This is a genomic window from Lysobacter niastensis (assembly GCF_015453285.1).
GTDB lineage: Bacteria > Pseudomonadota > Gammaproteobacteria > Xanthomonadales > Xanthomonadaceae > Lysobacter_J > Lysobacter_J niastensis.
This window is the reverse complement of sequence record NZ_JADLZT010000004.1, coordinates 347,665-363,496: the sequence shown is the minus strand read 5'-3', so window position 1 is coordinate 363,496 and position 15,832 is coordinate 347,665. Positions and strand designations below refer to the sequence as shown.

Sequence of the window (15,832 nt, the reverse complement as noted above, 5' to 3'; positions counted from 1 at the left end):
AGTGCGCCGGTCACACCTTTGCGACGTTACAAACGAAACTGTTGACATGCCGCGAAGGGGCATGATTACCTCGACACCATGACGCAGCGCAGCAATCACACACAGACCGCAATGACCCGGCCCCATGGCCAGGCCGTTGCGCTGCGCGCTGCCAGCATGGATGCCTCGCTCCTTACCTTGATCACGCTCGCGCCGCTCGCGGCCGCGCTCATTCTTGTACTCGTACTTATTACCGGGCATTCCAGCGCGGAGTACGGGTTTGCGTAAGTAAGACGCCACCAAACCCAGGTCGAATCACCAAGACCCCGCGCCCGAAAAGGCGCGGGGTCTTTGTTTTTCGGCTTGTTTTTCCACCGAAGGAAAACGAGCTCGTGAGAAGCAACGCCATCAAGCAAGGTCCCGCTCGCGCCCCGGCACGCGCGATGTTGCGCGCCACCGGCCTGGACGATGCCGCGATCGCACGGCCGCTGGTCGCCGTCGTGCACACGTGGTCGGACGTGTCGCCGTGCAACCTCACGCTGCGTGACCTCGCCCAGCATGTCCGCGCCGGCGTGACCGAAAACGGCGGCACCCCGATCGAGTTCAACACGATCGCGGTGACCGATGGCATCGCGATGGGCAGCGACGGCATGCGCGCCTCGCTGCCATCGCGCGAAACCATCGCCGATTCGATCGAGCTCGCCGTCAGCGGCCATTGCCTGGACGCGATGGTGCTGCTGGTCGGCTGCGACAAGACCATTCCGGCGGCAGCGATGGCGGCAGCGCGGCTGGATATCCCGACCGTCATCCTCTACGGCGGCACGATCATGCCGGGGCATTGCCGGACGGGCGAGGACGACAAGGCGCTGACCGTGCAGGACGTGTTCGAGGCGGTGGGCGCGCACTCGGCCGGACGCATCGACGATGCGCAACTGCATCGCATCGAATCGCACGCCTGCCCGGGCGCCGGTGCCTGCGGCGGACAGTTCACCGCCAACACGATGGCGATGGTGCTGACGTTCCTCGGCCTGTCGCCACTGCAACTCAACGACATCCCGGCGATCCACCCCGCAAAGGCCGGTGCCGCCCGCCACTGCGGCGCGCTGGTCATACAGCAGTTGCACAGCGGAGGGCAGGGAGCGCGCGCCCTTCTCTCTCAGGCCGCGTTGCGGAACGCGGCGCGCGCGGTCTCGGCCACGGCCGGTTCCACCAACGCGGCGCTGCACTTGCTGGCGATCGCGCATGAGGCCGGCGTCGCGTTTGGCTTGGAAGAGTTCGAGGCTGCCGCGCAGACACCGGTCATCGCGGACCTGAAGCCTGGCGGCCGCTACACCGCCGCGGAGATGTTCGAGCAGGGCGGCACGGCGCTGGTCGCGCGCGAACTGCGTGCCGCCGGGCTGATCGAGGACATCGCGACGGTCACCGGCCGCAGCTTCTTCGAGGAACTCGACGAGGTGCCCTCGCCCGCCCATCAGGACGTGGTGCGCCCGGTGAGCGATCCGATCAAGCCGCGCGGTGGCTATTCGATCCTTTACGGCGACCTCGCGCCGGAAGGTTGCATCGTCAAGCTCGCCGGGCACGGCCGCGAATCGTTCGAAGGCCCTGCGCGCGTGTTCGACTCGGAGGAAGCCGCCTTCGCCTCGGTGCAGGCGCGCGCGATCCGTGCCGGCGACGTCGTGGTGATCCGCTTCGAAGGCCCTGCCGGCGGTCCCGGCATGCGCGAAATGCTGGCCGTGAGCGCCGCGCTGGTCGGCCAGGGCCTCGGGAACGACGTCGCACTGATCACCGACGGACGCTTCAGCGGTGCGACGCACGGCTTCATGGTCGGCCACATCGCGCCTGAGGCGGCCCGCGGCGGCCCGATCGCTCGTCTGCGTGACGGCGACCGCGTCCGCATCGACGTGGCCACGCGGCGCATCGACGTCGCCGCCGATCTCGGTTCACGCGAAGCCGCACGCATTGCGCCGCGCGTCACCACCGGCGCACTCGCCAAGTACGCCCGCGCCGTGGGCTCGGCATCGCGGGGCGCGGTCACCGCGCCGGGTCCGCTCGATGCAGGGCCAGACCGACGCATCGCGTCGACGCTCATCGACAGCACAGCCAGCAACGGAACACGCAACCCGATCCCCGCCTGAGCACGTCCCTTTCGAACACTCACCAGGACACCACCATGACCAGCACCACGCATCGCCCGCGCATCGCCATCGTCGGTTACGGCAGCCAAGGCCGAGCCCATGCGCTCAACCTTCGCGACTCCGGCTTCGACGTCACTGTCGGGCTGCGTCCGGGCGGACCGACCGAGATCAAGGCCAAGGCCGACGGCTTCACCGTCAAGGCGCCTGCAGACGCGGTCAAGGACGCCGACCTCGTCGCCGTGCTGACACCGGACATGGTGCAGCCGCAGCTCTACGGCGAGGTCATCGAGCCGAACATCCGCGACGGCGCGTGCCTGCTGTTCGCGCACGGCTTCAACGTCCATTACGGCCAGATCACGCCGCGCGAGGATCTCGATGTCGTGCTGGTCGCGCCCAAGGGCCCCGGTGCGCTGGTGCGCCGCGAGTACGAGATCGGCCGCGGCGTGCCATCGGTGTATGCCGTGCACCAGGACCGCAGCGGTCATGCCGAAGCGCTTGCTCTGACGTATTGCGCCGGCATCGGCGGCGCGCGCCAGAACGCCATACGGACCACGTTCAAGGAAGAGACCGAGACCGACCTGTTCGGCGAGCAGGCCGTGCTGTGCGGCGGCGCGACCAAGCTGGTGCAGGCCGGCTGGGAGACCCTGGTGGAAGCCGGCTACCAGCCGGAGGTCGCCTACTACGAGTGCCTGCACGAACTGAAGCTGATCGTCGACCTGTTCTACGAAGGCGGCATCACCCGCATGCACGAGTTCATCAGCGAGACCGCGCAGTACGGCGCGCTGACGCGTGGCCCCTACGTGGTTGACGACAACACTCGCGCGCAGATGAAGAAGGTACTGGCGGAGATCCAGGACGGCACGTTCGCACGTCAATGGATTGCCGAATACGCCGCGGGCAACGCTCGATACAAGGCGCTGAAGCAGGGCGACCTCGAGCATCCCATCGAAGCCGTCGGCAGGAAGCTGCGCGCCAACATGAAGTGGCTCGCCAACGCGCCGACGCCCGCCAAGTCCACCCCTGCCGATGCCCGCAGCGCACAACAGGAAGAGGCCGCGTGATGAACGGTGCCCGCTGGCTGGTCCAGGCGCTGGCCGCAGAGGGCGTGGACACGCTGTTCGGTTATCCGGGCGGCGCGATCATGCCCTTCTACGACGCCCTGCACGGGTCGGACCTCAAGCATGTGCTGGTCCGCCACGAACAGGGCGCCGCCTTCGCGGCCAATGGTTATGCGCGAGCCAGCGGGCGAGTCGGCGTATGCGTCGCGACCTCAGGACCCGGTGCGTCCAACCTGGTCACCGGGATCGCCGACGCGATGCTCGACTCGGTGCCGATGGTGGTCATCACCGGGCAGGTGTCCACCGCGCTGATGGGCACCGATGCCTTCCAGGAACTGGACGTGTTCGGCATGACGATGCCGATCGTCAAGCACAGCTTCCTGGCGCGACGAATCGATGAACTGCCGCGCATGGTCGCCGAGGCATTCCGCATCGCCCGCTCCGGCCGGCCCGGGCCGGTGCTGATCGACCTGCCCAAGGACGTGCAGGTGGGTGATGCGTCGCACCTGCCCGCGCATGCGCCGCTGCCCAGCGATCCGGTGCCGGCTCCGATCGACGCGTCGCTGCACGCCGCACTCGCGCTGATCTCGCAGGCGCAGCGGCCGGTGGTCTATGGCGGCGGCGGCATCGCACTCGGCGATGCGGTCGCGGCGTTCCGCACCTTCGTCGATGCCACGCAGATCCCGACGGTGCTCACGCTCAAGGGACTGGGCGCGCTGCCGGCCGCGCATCCGCTCAGCCTCGGCATGCTCGGCATGCACGGCAGCCGCGCCGCCAACCTCGCGGTGCAGGAGTCGGATCTGCTGATCGTCGTCGGTGCGCGCTTCGACGACCGCGCCACCGGCAAGCTGTCCGAGTTCGCGCCCAACGCGCGCGTCGTGCACATGGACCTCGACGCCTGCGAGATCGGCAAGCTGCGTCACGCCGATGCCGGCGTGCGCGGCGACATCCGTACCACGCTGACCGCGCTGACCCTGCCGTGCGCGGCGCATCTGCACGGCCGCAACGGTGCTGCGCGTCGCGCCTGGCGAGCGGCTTGCCAGCAGCGCGCACGCGAGCATGCAGCCCGCTACGACGCCCCCGGCGACAGCGTGTACGCGCCGGCGCTGCTCAAGCGCCTGTCGGAACTGGCGCCCGAAGCCGTCGTCGCCTGCGATGTCGGCCAGCACCAGATGTGGGTCGCGCAGCATTGGCACTTCAGCGATCCGCGGCGGCATCTGACCAGCGGCGGCCTCGGCGCGATGGGTTTCGGCCTGCCCGCGGCGATCGGTGCGCAGCTCGAGAGCCCCGCAGCACGGGTGATCTGCGTCAGCGGCGACGGCTCGTTCCTGATGAACGTGCAGGAGCTGGCGACGGTCGCGCGCTACAGGCTGCCGATCAAGATCGTGCTGCTCGACAACCAGGCACTCGGCATGGTGCGGCAGTGGCAGGAGCTGTTCTTCGACAAGCGCTATTCCGAGGTTGACCTGTCCGACAACCCCGACTTCGGCGCGATCGCGAGCGCATTCGGCATCCGCGCGCTGCACATCGACCGTGCCGATGGCGTCGAGGACGCGTTGCAGCAGTTGCTCGATGCGCCCGGCCCCGCACTGCTGCACGTCGCCATCGACCAGGCCGCCAACGTGTGGCCGCTGGTTCCGCCCAACCACAACAACGCGCAGATGCTCGACCCGGAACTCGATCCGGGGTCGGCATCGGCCGCCATCGTCTCCCCAGCCGAGGACTCCCGCCATGCGTTACCAGCTTGATCTCACGCTTCGTCAGGCCGAAGGCGCGCTGGCGCGCGTACTGGGCGCCGCCGAGCGTCGCGGTTTCCGTCCGCTCGCCGTCGATGGCGAAGCGCAGGCCGATGGCGACCGCTGGTACCTGCGCCTGACCGTCGAAGGCGATCGCCCTGACGACACGCTGCAGAGCCAGATCGCCAAGCTCTACGACTGCCTCGAGGTGGAGGTGTCGCCATGTCGATGACGACACAGGACCCGCAACGCGCTCACTCCTCGTCGCGACACGGTCGTGTCGCCGGTGGCGCGGGCTTCGCTGCCCCCTTGAAAGCGCCTGCGCCCCCGCTCCAGTCGAAGGGCGAGGCAGGCCTGCTCTGGTTCGACGGCGACCTAGTCCCGGCGGACGGGTTGCAGGCGCCGGTGACCACGCATGCATTGCACTACGGCTCCGGCGTGTTCGAGGGCATCCGCAGCTATGCCACACGCGACGGCGCGGCCGGCGGCGGTTCGGCCGTGTTCCGCTTGCCCGAACACCTGGATCGCATGCGCAAGGGCGCCGAACTGCTCGGCCTGGACTTCGATGCAGCCGGCGCCCGCGGTGCGATCGTGCAGACGCTGCGGGCCAACGGTCATCGCGATGCCTACATCCGCCCGCTGGCGTGGTACGGCACCGGCTCCATGGGACTGGATGTCGCGCCGCTGACACAACACTTCATGGTCGCGACGATGGCGCAGCCCGTGCACCTGTCCGGCGCACGCACGCGCCTGACCGTGTCGCCGTGGCGGCGAAACCCGGCAACGTCACTGCCACCGCTGAAGCTCAGCGGCGGCTACGTCAACTCGATCCTGGCCAAGCGCGAAGCCAAAGCACGCGGCTTCGACGAGGCCCTGTTCGTCGACGGCGACGGGCTGGTCGTGGAATGCACCGGCGCCAATGTCTTCATGGTGCGCAACGGCCAGGTCACCGCGGTCGAGCATCGCGACGCCCTGCCCGGCATCACCCGCGACACGCTGATCGCGCTGAGCGGGGCGGAGTCACGCCCGGTCACGCACCACGAACTGCTCGATGCCGATGAAGTCTTCCTCTGCGGCACCGCTGCCGAGACGGCGCCCGTCAGCGCACTGGACCGCCGCGAGTACGGCGACAACCCGGTCACGCGCGATCTGTCAGCCCTCTACGCGCGCGTGGTGCGCGGCGAGGAACCGGGCCGCTCGTCCTGGCTGACGGCGGTCTGACATGGACGACGGGGTACGATCCGATCCCACGGTGACTGCCGCAGACGTACTGGCGGCGCAGGCACGCCTGCGCCGCTACCTGCCACCGACGCCACTGCATCATGCCGAGCGCTTCGGCTGCTGGCTGAAACTCGAGAACCTGCAGCGCACTGGTTCGTACAAGGTGCGCGGCGCTCTCAACGCACTGCTGGCCGCCCGCGAGCGTGGCGACATGCGTCCGGTGATCGCCGCCTCCGCGGGCAACCACGCGCAAGGCCTTGCCTGGGCCGCCTACCGCCTCGGCGTCAACGCGATCACGGTGATGCCGCGTGGCGCACCGCAGACCAAGATCGCCGGCGTCGCCCACTGGGGCGCGGCGATCCGCCTGCATGGCGACAGCTTCGACGAAGCAAAGGCCTTCGCCGCCGAACTGGCGAGCCAGAACGGCTACCGGATGCTGTCGGCGTTCGACGATCCCGATGTCATCGCCGGCCAGGGAACCGTCGGACTGGAACTGGCCGCACTCGCGCCCGATGTCGTTCTGGTGCCGATCGGCGGTGGTGGCCTCGCGGCGGGCGTCGCACTGGCATTGAAAGCGACGTGCCTGTCCGGGACGCGAGCGTCCCGGCGCATCCGCGTGATCGGTGCGCAGGTCGAAGGTGTCGATTCGATGCGGCGAGCGCTGCACGGCGACCACGCGCTGCGCGAGCCAGCAGCGACGCTGGCCGACGGCGTGCGCGTCAAGGAGCCCGGCCGCCTGACCCTCCAGGTGCTCGAACAGCTGCTCGACGACGTGGTCGTCGTGCGCGAGGCCGAACTGCGCGAGACCCTCGTGCGCCTTGCGCTGGAGGAGCACGTGATCGCCGAAGGCGCCGGTGCGCTGGCGCTTGCCGCGGGCCGGCGCGTCGCCGGGCGGCGTAAATGCGCGGTCGTTTCCGGCGGAAATGTCGACGCGGGTGTGCTGGCGCAGTTGCTGGCCGACGTGCGCCCTCGCGCGCCGCGCCTTCCGCGCCGGCGCCATCGCGAATCGGCGATGCACGCGCCGCCGGAGCCGGCCATCGCCACGCTCTCCCCCTTTCCCCCTTCACCACGCACGCCCCGCGCCGCCACCGCCCCGCGCACCCACGACGAGGAGCTCCACGCATGAACGACCCCGCCGCCCGAGTACGCATCTTCGACACCAGCCTGCGCGACGGCGAGCAGTCGCCCGGCTGCAGCATGACCTCGCCGCAGAAGCTCCGCTTCGCCCATGCCCTCGCCGAACTCGGCGTGGACGTGATCGAGGCGGGCTTTCCGGCCAGCTCCGACGCCGACCGCGAGGCGGTGCGCGCCATCGCCCGCGAGGTCCGCGGGTCGACCATCGCCACGCTCGCCCGCTGCCATCCAGGCGATATCGAAGCCTGCGCCAGCGCGCTGGAAGGCGCGGTTCACCCGCGCATCCATGTATTCATCTCGACCAGTCCGCTGCATCGCGAGCACAAGCTGGGCCTCAGCCGCGAACAGGTGATCGAGCGCGCGGTGATGGGCGTCGAGCTTGCGCGGCGTCATGCCGACGACGTCGAGTTCTCGGCCGAGGACGCGCTGCGCACCGAGCCGGAGTTCCTGGCCGAGGTCTGCAGCGCCGCGGTCGCCGCCGGCGCGCGCACGCTCAACATCCCCGACACCGTCGGCTACACCACGCCCAGCGAGATCCGCGCGTTGTTCGAGTACCTGCGTGCGAACGTCCGCGACGCCGCGCAGGCGGTGTTCAGCGCGCACTGCCACAACGACCTCGGCCTGGCGGTGGCCAACTCGCTGGCCGCGATCGAGGGCGGTGCCCGCCAGGTCGAATGCACGATCAACGGCATCGGCGAGCGCGCCGGCAATTGCGCGCTGGAGGAGCTGATCATGGCGCTGCGCGTGCGCGGCGAGTACTACGACGCGCACACCCGCATCGACGCGCGCCGGCTGGTGCCGACCTCACGCCTGCTCTCGCGCATCACCGGCATGGCCGTCCAGCGCAACAAGGCGGTGGTCGGACAGAACGCGTTCGCGCACGAGTCGGGCATCCACCAGCACGGCATGCTCAAGCATCGAGGCACCTACGAGATCATGCGGCCCGAGGATGTGGGCTGGGCGCAGTCGCAGATGGTAATGGGCCGCCACAGCGGCCGCGCAGCACTGAACGACCGCCTGCAGGCGCTGGGCTTCAACCTCGACGAGTCGCAGCTCAATTCAGTGTTCGCCGGCTTCAAGTCGCTGGCCGAGAAGAAGCGGGAAGTATTCGACGCCGACCTGGAGGCACTGGTGCTCGGCGCCGACGCACGCGCAGTACGCGGCCATCGTCTGACACGGCTGCATGTCAGCACCGGCGTCGCCCAGGACAGCCTGCCCACCGCCAGCGTGCAAGTGGTCGATCCCGACGGCGCCACGGTCAGCGAAGCCGCCGTCGGCGATGGCCCGGTGCATGCGCTGTTCGCCGCGTTGGCGCGCGCCACCGGACTCGCGCTGGACATCGAGAGCTACCAGGTCTCCAGCGTCACCACCGGCGACGACGCGCAGGGACAGGCCAGCGTCACCGCCCGCATCGACGGCGCCGAGCTGACCGGCTCGGGCACAAGCACCGACATCCTCGAAGCCAGCGCGCTGGCGTGGCTCGACATCGCCAACCGCGTATCGCGCAACCGCCAGCCGCAGCGCATGGCCGCCACCGCCTGAGACCTCCCCATGACTACACCCAGAACCCTGTTCGACAAACTGTGGGATGCCCACGTCGTCACGCCGGAGAGCGACGCGGCGCCGGCAGTGCTCTACATCGACTTGCACCTGATCCACGAGGTCACTTCGCCCCAGGCGTTCGCGGAGCTCGAGGCACGCGGCCTGCCCGTGCGTCGTCCGGACCTCACCAAGGGCACGCTCGACCACTCCACGCCGACGCTGCCTCCGCAGGCCAATGGCCAGCGTCCCTACGCCAGCGACGAAGCGCGCGCGCAGGTTGATCGCCTCCGCGAGAACTGCTCGCGCTTCGGCGTGGAACTGTTCGACTACGACAGCCCCCAGCGCGGCATCGTCCACGTCATGGGGCCGGAGCTCGGACTGACACAGCCGGGGCAGACCATCGTCTGCGGCGACAGCCACACCGCCACGCATGGTGCGTTCGGTGCGCTCGCCTTCGGCATCGGCACCAGCGAGGTCGGCCACGTGCTGGCCACGCAGTGCCTGCTGCAGCGCAAGCCGAAGACGCTGGCGATCACCATCGACGGCGAGCTCCCTCCCGGTGTCGGCGCCAAGGACATGATCCTGCACGTGATCGGCGTGATCGGCGTCAACGGCGGCACCGGTCATGTCATCGAGTACCGCGGTTCGGCGATCCGGGCGCTGTCCATGGAGCAGCGCATGACGGTGTGCAACATGTCGATCGAGGCAGGCGCGCGCGCAGGGCTGATCGCGCCCGACGACGTGACGTTCGACTACCTGCGCGGGCGTCCGCGCGTCCCGCATGGAGAAGCTTTCGAACAGGCCGCTGCGCGCTGGTCGGAGTTCCACAGCGACGACGGCGCCCGCTTCGACCGCGAGGTCCATATCGATGCGCGCGACATCCAACCGACCGTCACGTGGGGCACGCACCCTGGCCAGGTCAGCGCCATCGCCGCGCAGATTCCGGCCAATGCCGACAGCGACGAAGCCAAGGCTCGCGACTACATGGGATGGCAGCCGGGACAGGAACTCGCCGGGCGCCCGGTCGACGTGGTGTTCGTCGGCAGCTGCACCAATTCGAGACTGTCCGACCTGCGCGAGGCCGCGCGCGTGCTGCGCGGGCGCCGCGTGCATCCGCGGGTGCGGATGCTGGTCGTGCCCGGGTCCGAGCAGGTCAAGCGCGACGCCGAGTCCGAGGGCATCGATCGCATCGTGCGTGCGGCCGGCGCGGAATGGCGCGAGCCCGGATGTTCGATGTGCATCGCGATGAACGGCGACATCGTCGCGCCCGGACAACTCGCCGTATCCACCAGCAACCGCAACTTCGAGGGCCGCCAAGGCAAAGGCGCACGCACGGTGCTCGCCTCGCCACTGACCGCCGCCGCCTGCGCGGTCGCTGGGGAGATCACCGATCCGCGGCCGTACCTGACCACCGAGCCGGCGGACCACTCCGCGATGGCCGAGCTGGAGACCGCATGATGCAGCCCTTCACCACACTCACCTCGCGCACCGTCGTGCTGCGCGAGCGCAACATCGACACCGACCAGATCATCCCGGCGCGATTCCTCACCACCACCGAACGCAAGGGACTCGGCAAGCACGCCTTCAGCGACTGGCGCACGCTGCCCGATGGCTCGCCGGATCCGGACTTTCCGTTCAACCGGCCGGAGAACATCGGCGCGCGCATCCTCGTCGCCGGCCGCAACTTCGGTTGCGGCTCCTCGCGCGAGCACGCGCCGTGGGCGCTGGCCGACCTGGGCGTCCGCGCGGTGATCAGCTCCGAGATAGCCGACATCTTCCGCAGCAACGCGCTGAAGAACGGCCTGGTGCCAATCGTGCTCGACGAGCCCGTCGTCGACGAGCTGATCGACCGACCGGGCATCGAACTGCAGATCGACATCGCCAGCCAGACGGTGACGTTGCCCGGCGGCACGCGTGTGCGGTTCCCGCTCGACGCCTTCGCCCGTACCTGCCTGCTCGAAGGCGTGGACCAGCTCGGCTACCTGCTCAGGCAGGCACCCGCCATCCAACGCTTCGAGGAATCCAATCAAAGGAGCCAACGCCATGCGCGCTGAAATCGTCGTATTGCCGGGTGACGGCATCGGTCCGGAGGTCACCGCCGCCGCGGTGGAGGTGCTGCGCGCCGTCGCGGAGCGTTACGGCCACGACTTCCGCTTCCATGAGCACCAGATCGGCGGCGCGGCCATCGATGCAACCGGCGAGCCGTTGCCGCAGCAGACGCTGGACGCGGCGCGAAGCGCCGATGCCATCCTGCTGGGCGCCGTGGGCGGGCCCAAGTGGTCGGACCCGAAAGCGAGCGTGCGGCCCGAGCAGGGCCTGCTCGCGATCCGAAAGGCACTTGGCCTGTACGCCAACCTGCGCCCGGTGAAACCGCATCCCGCAGCGCTCGGCGCATCGCCGGTCAAGCCGCACCTTCTGACCGGCGTCGACCTGGTGGTCGTGCGCGAACTCACCGGCGGCATCTACTTCGGACAGAAGCAGCGGACAGCCGACTCCGCCAGCGACCTGTGCGAGTACACCGTGGCCGAGATCGAACGCGTGGTGCGCCGCGCCTGCGAACTCGCCCGCACCCGCCGCGGCCGCGTGACCTCCGTGGACAAAGCCAACGTACTGGAAACCTCGCGCCTCTGGCGCGAAGTCGCGACCCGCGTGGTGCGCGACGAGTTTCCGGACATCGAGCTCGAGCATCAGCTGGTCGATTCGATGGCGATGCACCTGCTGGCAAAACCGCGCGAGTACGACGTGATCGTCACCGAGAACATGTTCGGCGACATCCTCACCGATGAAGCATCGATGCTCGCCGGCTCGCTCGGCTTGCTGCCGTCCGCTTCGCTGGGGGAAGGCCGGGTGGGACTCTACGAGCCGATCCATGGCTCCGCCCCGGATATCGCAGGCCGCGGCATCGCCAACCCCTATGCGACGATCCTCAGCACGGCGCTGCTGTTGCGTCATTCGCTCGGCCTGGAAAGCGAGGCGCACTGCATCGAGAAGGCGGTCGGGGCGGCGCTCGATGCCGGCGTGTTCACGGCCGACATCGCCGCAGCCGGGCTCGGTGCCGGAACCCATGCGGCAACTTCCGCCGTGCTGGCGCAGGTGCAGATCGAATGTGAGCCGGTGGTGATGCGGGACTGAAGTTTCCGTTGCGCGGAAACGGCGGCTGCCGAGTTGATGGCGCGGTCACGGCCGCATGGATAGGGTGCGCGCATGAAGCGTACCCTTCGGCTTGTCACGACGACCATCGCGGCGCTGCTTGTTCTGTCGGCCTGCCGCTCCGCGCCGTCCGAGGCAGACACGTCGCCAGATTCCCGTGTCGATGGAAGGCGGCCCGCGGATGCATTCTTCGCCAACCTGCAGGCGCTATGCGGCAAGGCGTTCGCAGGTCGGATCGTGATCGACGAGCCTCCGACGCCCGGGATGCCATATGCCGGCAAGGCGCTCATCATGCATATCCGCCAGTGCGATCGCGACCGCGTCGCCATCCCTTTCCACGTCGGCGACGATCACTCCCGCACGTTGCTGATCACGCGCACGGCATCTGGCCTCACGCTCGAACACGATCGCCGTAACCGCGATGGCAGCTCGGAGCTGTTGACGCTCTACGGCGGCGCCACGGTCGATCCCGGCAGCGCCACACGCCAGGTGTTTCCGGTCGACGCCCGGTCCAAGGCCCTGTTCCAGCGCAACCAGCGCAACGATTCCGTCACCAACGTATGGACACTGGAGATCCATCCCGGCCGGATGGCCGCCTACGAACGCACGCGCCCGGATCGCCGATTCCGCATCGAGTTCGACCTCACCCGCCGGGTGCCGGCACCGCCGACACCTTGGGGCTGGTAGGAGCCGGGCTGGCAGGCGAGGTCACTGCCCGGGTGCCTTCACCCTGAACCACGCCGCGTACAACGCCGGCAGGAACAGCAGCGTCAGGAACGTGGCCAGGGTCAGGCCGCCCATGATCGCCACCGCCATCGGGCCGAAGAACGCGCTGCGCGACAGCGGGATCATCGCCAGGATCGCCGCCAGCGCGGTCAGCACGATCGGACGGAAGCGGCGCACGGTGGCCTCCACTATCGCCTGCCACGGTTCGGCGCCTTCGCCGATGTCGTGCTCGATCTGGTCCACCAGGATCACCGAGTTGCGCATGATCATGCCGGCCAACGCGATCGTGCCGAGCATGGCGACGAAGCCGAACGGCACGCGGAACACCAGCAGGAACAGGGTTACGCCCACCAGGCCCAGCGGCGCCGTCAGCAGCACCATGAAGCTGCGCGAGAAGCTGCGCAACTGCAGCATCAGCAGCGTGAACACGACGAACAGGAACAGCGGCATGCCGGCAACGATCGACCTCTGCCCTCGTCCTGAATCCTCGACGCTGCCGCCCACATCGATCGAATAGCCGTACGGAAGCTGCGCGCGCAGCTCGTCCAGGGTCGGCGAAATCTGTGCGGTCACCGTGGCCGGCTGCGTGCCGTCGTAGATGTCGGCGCGCACGGTCATCGTCGGGCGGCGGTCGCGGTGCCAGATGATGCCCTCCTCGAAACCGTAGTCGAGCGTGGCGATCTGGGTCAGCGGCACGCTACGGCCACTCTCGGTGGGCACCATCAGGCTGCCGAGCATGTCCATGCGCAGCCGCTCCTCGGCGGGACCGCGCAACAGCATCTCGATCAGTTCATTGCCCTCGCGGTACGTGCTGATGTGCGAGCCCGACAGCGAACTGGACAGGAACTGCGACAGCCTCGCCGAGCTGACGCCCAGCGCGCGTGCGCGCTCCTGGTCGACCGTCAGCCGCACGACCTTGTTCGGCTCGTCCCAGTCGAGGTTGACGTTGGCGACGTGCGGGTTCTCGCGGAACTTCTTCTGCACCTGGTAGGCAATCTCGCGCACCTTCTCGATGTGCTCGCCGGAGACACGGAACTGCACCGGGTAACCGACGGGCGGGCCGTTCTCCAGGCGCGTGACGCGCATCTGCAGCTCTGGGAAACGCGGGAACACGTCCTTGATCAGCCAGGTGCGGATGTCCTCGCGCGCCTGCACGTCCTTCGGCGTCAGCACGAACTGCGAGAAGTTCGCGGCCGGCAGCTGCTGGTCCAGTGGCAGGTAGTAACGCGGCGAGCCGGTGCCGACGTAGGCGACGAAGCTTTCCACGTCCTTGCGCCCGCGAAGCAGCTTCTCCAGGCGCCGGGCCTGCGCGTCGGTGGCACGCAGCGAACTGCCCTCGGCCAGCTCGATATCCACCATCAGCTCCGGACGCGTGGAGTCCGGGAAGAACTGCTGCGGCACGAAGCGGAACAGGAATACCGACGCCACGAACGCGGCGATGGTGACCGCGATCACCAGCCATCGCCGGCGCACGCAGAACGCCACCCAGCCGCGGAAGCGCGTGTAGAAGCGGCTGGCATACGGGTCATGCACATGTCCGTCGATCGGAGGCTTGGGCATGAGGAAGTCCTGGAAGGCCGGGAAGCGGCCGGCCAGGCGCACGCGGAAGTCATGCCAGCGCGCCGGTAACGAACCCGGCTTCGGCGGCTTGGCGGCATGGCCGTAGTCGGGCAGCAGCTTGTCGCCCAGATACGGAATGAACGCCACCGCGGCGATCCACGACACCACCAGCGCGATCGTCACCACCTCGAACAGCGAACGCGTGTACTCGCCCGTGCTCGACTTGGCGGTCGCGATCGGCAGGAAGCCGGCGGCCGTGATCAGCGTGCCGGTCAGCATCGGGAAGGCGGTGCTGTCCCATGCGAACGCGGCTGCCTTGATGCGACTGAATCCCTGCTCCATCTTGATGGCCATCATCTCCACCGCGATGATCGCGTCGTCGACGAGCAGGCCCAGCGCCAGCACCAGCGCGCCCAGCGAGATCTTGTGCAGGCCGACGCCGAAGAACGACATCACCGCGAAGGTCATCGCCAGCACCAGCGGAATCGACAGCGCCACCACCAGGCCGGTGCGCAGGCCCAGCGAGAAGAAGCTCACCAGCAGCACGATGGCGACCGCCTCGGTCAGCACGCGCATGAATTCGCCCACCGATTCCGTCACCGCCGCAGGCTGGTCGGCGACCTTGCGCAGCTGCATGCCGGCCGGCAGCGTCTTCTGCAGGCTGGCGAACTCGCCTTCGAGCGTCTTGCCGAGCTTGAGGATGTCGCCGCCTTCCTTCATGGCGACGCCGATGCCGATGGCCTCCTCGCCCATGAAGCGCATGCGCGGCTGCGGCGGGTCGGCGAAGCCGCGGCGCACTTCGGCGACGTCGGCGAGGCGGAACGTGCGGTCGCCGACGCGGATCGGGAACTCGCGGATCTGTTCCACCGACGCGAATTTGCCACCCACGCGCAGCGGCACGCGCGTGCTGCCGGTCTCGAAGAACCCGGACGGGACCATCGCATTCTGCTCGTCCAGCGCCTGGCGCACGGCCGCGGCGGGTACGCCGAGCGTGGCCAGCTTGACGTTCGACAGTTCGACCCAGACTTTTTCGTCCTGCACGCCGAACAGCTCGATCTTGCCGACGTCGGGCAGCTTCTGCAGCGACAGCTGCACGCGCTCGGCGTAGTCCTTCAGCACCGCATAGTCGAAGCCGTCGCCGGTGAGCGCATAGATGTTGCCGAAGGTGTCGCCGAACTCGTCGTTGAAGAACGGACCGACGACGTCGCTCGGCAACGTCGGCTGGATGTCGCCGATCTTCTTGCGGACCTGGTACCACAGCGGCGGGATGTCCTTCGAACGCAGCGAGTCCTTGGCGACGAACATCACCTGCGACTCGCCGGCGCGCGAGTACGAGCGGATGAACTCGTACTGGCCGGTCTCCATCAGCTTCTTTTCGACGCGTTCGGTGACCTGGCGCGAGACTTCTTCCGCGGTCGCGCCCGGCCACAGCGTGCGGATCACCATCACCTTGAAGGTGAAGGCGGGATCCTCGCTGCGACCCAGCCGCAGGTAGGAGAACGTGCCCGCGATGGCCATCACCAGCATCGCGTAGATGATCAGGCTGCGATGGCGCAGCGCCCATTCGGAGAGGTTGAAGCGCATGGGGGCC

At 68.6% G+C, this 15,832-nt stretch carries 13 protein-coding genes; 12 read left to right on the top strand and 1 reads right to left on the bottom strand.

All coding sequences use genetic code 11. The features are described 5' to 3' along the window. The first annotated feature begins 78 nt into the window (after positions 1 to 78). From IU514_RS09140 to IU514_RS09085, 12 genes are all read left to right on the top strand, one after another. A complete protein-coding gene (locus IU514_RS09140) occupies positions 79 to 267 on the top strand; it encodes a hypothetical protein (RefSeq protein ID WP_194930781.1) in 189 nt (62 codons plus the stop codon). Between the two features lie 104 nt (positions 268 to 371). Further along, the gene (gene ilvD, locus IU514_RS09135; protein WP_194930780.1) at positions 372 to 2,114 is read left to right on the top strand and encodes a dihydroxy-acid dehydratase; all 1,743 of its coding nucleotides are present in this window, start codon (positions 372 to 374) and stop codon (positions 2,112 to 2,114) included. Between the two features lie 35 nt (positions 2,115 to 2,149). Further along, entirely contained in the window at positions 2,150 to 3,175 is a 1,026-nt protein-coding gene (gene ilvC, locus IU514_RS09130; RefSeq protein ID WP_194930779.1) for a ketol-acid reductoisomerase, read from the top strand. Further along, entirely contained in the window at positions 3,175 to 4,920 is a 1,746-nt protein-coding gene (gene ilvG / locus IU514_RS09125) for an acetolactate synthase 2 catalytic subunit (protein ID WP_194930778.1), read from the top strand. Before ilvC ends, ilvG begins: the two co-directional genes overlap by 1 nt. Continuing rightward, on the top strand, positions 4,904 to 5,140 hold the full coding sequence (locus tag IU514_RS09120) for an ACT domain-containing protein (protein ID WP_194930777.1): 237 nt from the start codon (positions 4,904 to 4,906) through the stop codon (positions 5,138 to 5,140). The genes ilvG and IU514_RS09120 overlap by 17 nt, the downstream gene beginning before the upstream one ends. Beyond that, positions 5,131 to 6,129 (top strand): aminotransferase class IV, encoded by a 999-nt coding sequence (locus tag IU514_RS09115; protein WP_194930776.1) that lies wholly within the window; start codon positions 5,131 to 5,133, stop codon positions 6,127 to 6,129. The genes IU514_RS09120 and IU514_RS09115 overlap by 10 nt, the downstream gene beginning before the upstream one ends. 1 nt (position 6,130) lies before the next feature. Beyond that, positions 6,131 to 7,255, top strand: coding sequence for a threonine dehydratase (locus IU514_RS09110; RefSeq protein WP_194930775.1), 1,125 nt, complete (start codon positions 6,131 to 6,133; stop codon positions 7,253 to 7,255). Further along, positions 7,252 to 8,805 carry a 2-isopropylmalate synthase gene (locus tag IU514_RS09105; RefSeq protein WP_194930774.1) on the top strand — a complete coding sequence of 518 codons (1,554 nt, stop codon included), beginning with the start codon at positions 7,252 to 7,254 and terminating at the stop codon, positions 8,803 to 8,805. Before IU514_RS09110 ends, IU514_RS09105 begins: the two co-directional genes overlap by 4 nt. Positions 8,806 to 8,814: 9 nt before the next feature. Further along, positions 8,815 to 10,263: a 3-isopropylmalate dehydratase large subunit gene (gene leuC, locus IU514_RS09100; protein ID WP_194930773.1), complete on the top strand. Its 1,449-nt coding sequence runs from the start codon at positions 8,815 to 8,817 to the stop codon at positions 10,261 to 10,263. Beyond that, entirely contained in the window at positions 10,263 to 10,859 is a 597-nt protein-coding gene (gene leuD, locus IU514_RS09095) for a 3-isopropylmalate dehydratase small subunit (protein ID WP_194930843.1), read from the top strand. Before leuC ends, leuD begins: the two co-directional genes overlap by 1 nt. Beyond that, positions 10,849 to 11,937 carry a 3-isopropylmalate dehydrogenase gene (gene leuB / locus IU514_RS09090; RefSeq protein ID WP_194930772.1) on the top strand — a complete coding sequence of 363 codons (1,089 nt, stop codon included), beginning with the start codon at positions 10,849 to 10,851 and terminating at the stop codon, positions 11,935 to 11,937. Before leuD ends, leuB begins: the two co-directional genes overlap by 11 nt. Before the next feature lie 72 nt (positions 11,938 to 12,009). After that, positions 12,010 to 12,642, top strand: a complete 633-nt coding sequence (locus tag IU514_RS09085; protein ID WP_194930771.1) for a hypothetical protein — start codon at positions 12,010 to 12,012, stop codon at positions 12,640 to 12,642. A 21-nt stretch (positions 12,643 to 12,663) separates the two neighbouring features. On the opposite strand, the gene IU514_RS09080 is transcribed toward IU514_RS09085, so the two are convergent. Continuing rightward, positions 12,664 to 15,825, bottom strand: a complete 3,162-nt coding sequence (locus IU514_RS09080) for an efflux RND transporter permease subunit (RefSeq protein WP_194930770.1) — start codon at positions 15,823 to 15,825, stop codon at positions 12,664 to 12,666. Positions 15,826 to 15,832 lie beyond the last annotated feature (7 nt).

What these genes read in the sequence shown, in the direction of transcription:
- IU514_RS09140 (WP_194930781.1), top strand. Translation starts at nt 79, where the DNA reads ATGACGCAGCGCAGCAATCACACACAGACCGCAATGACCCGGCCCCAT.
- ilvC (WP_194930779.1), top strand. Translation starts at nt 2,150, where the DNA reads ATGACCAGCACCACGCATCGCCCGCGCATCGCCATCGTCGGTTACGGC.
- ilvG (WP_194930778.1), top strand. Translation starts at nt 3,175, where the DNA reads ATGAACGGTGCCCGCTGGCTGGTCCAGGCGCTGGCCGCAGAGGGCGTG.
- IU514_RS09120 (WP_194930777.1), top strand. Translation starts at nt 4,904, where the DNA reads ATGCGTTACCAGCTTGATCTCACGCTTCGTCAGGCCGAAGGCGCGCTG.
- IU514_RS09115 (WP_194930776.1), top strand. Translation starts at nt 5,131, where the DNA reads ATGTCGATGACGACACAGGACCCGCAACGCGCTCACTCCTCGTCGCGA.
- IU514_RS09110 (WP_194930775.1), top strand. Translation starts at nt 6,131, where the DNA reads ATGGACGACGGGGTACGATCCGATCCCACGGTGACTGCCGCAGACGTA.
- IU514_RS09105 (WP_194930774.1), top strand. Translation starts at nt 7,252, where the DNA reads ATGAACGACCCCGCCGCCCGAGTACGCATCTTCGACACCAGCCTGCGC.
- leuC (WP_194930773.1), top strand. Translation starts at nt 8,815, where the DNA reads ATGACTACACCCAGAACCCTGTTCGACAAACTGTGGGATGCCCACGTC.
- leuD (WP_194930843.1), top strand. Translation starts at nt 10,263, where the DNA reads ATGCAGCCCTTCACCACACTCACCTCGCGCACCGTCGTGCTGCGCGAG.
- leuB (WP_194930772.1), top strand. Translation starts at nt 10,849, where the DNA reads ATGCGCGCTGAAATCGTCGTATTGCCGGGTGACGGCATCGGTCCGGAG.
- IU514_RS09085 (WP_194930771.1), top strand. Translation starts at nt 12,010, where the DNA reads ATGAAGCGTACCCTTCGGCTTGTCACGACGACCATCGCGGCGCTGCTT.
- IU514_RS09080 (WP_194930770.1), bottom strand. Translation starts at nt 15,825, where the DNA reads ATGCGCTTCAACCTCTCCGAATGGGCGCTGCGCCATCGCAGCCTGATC.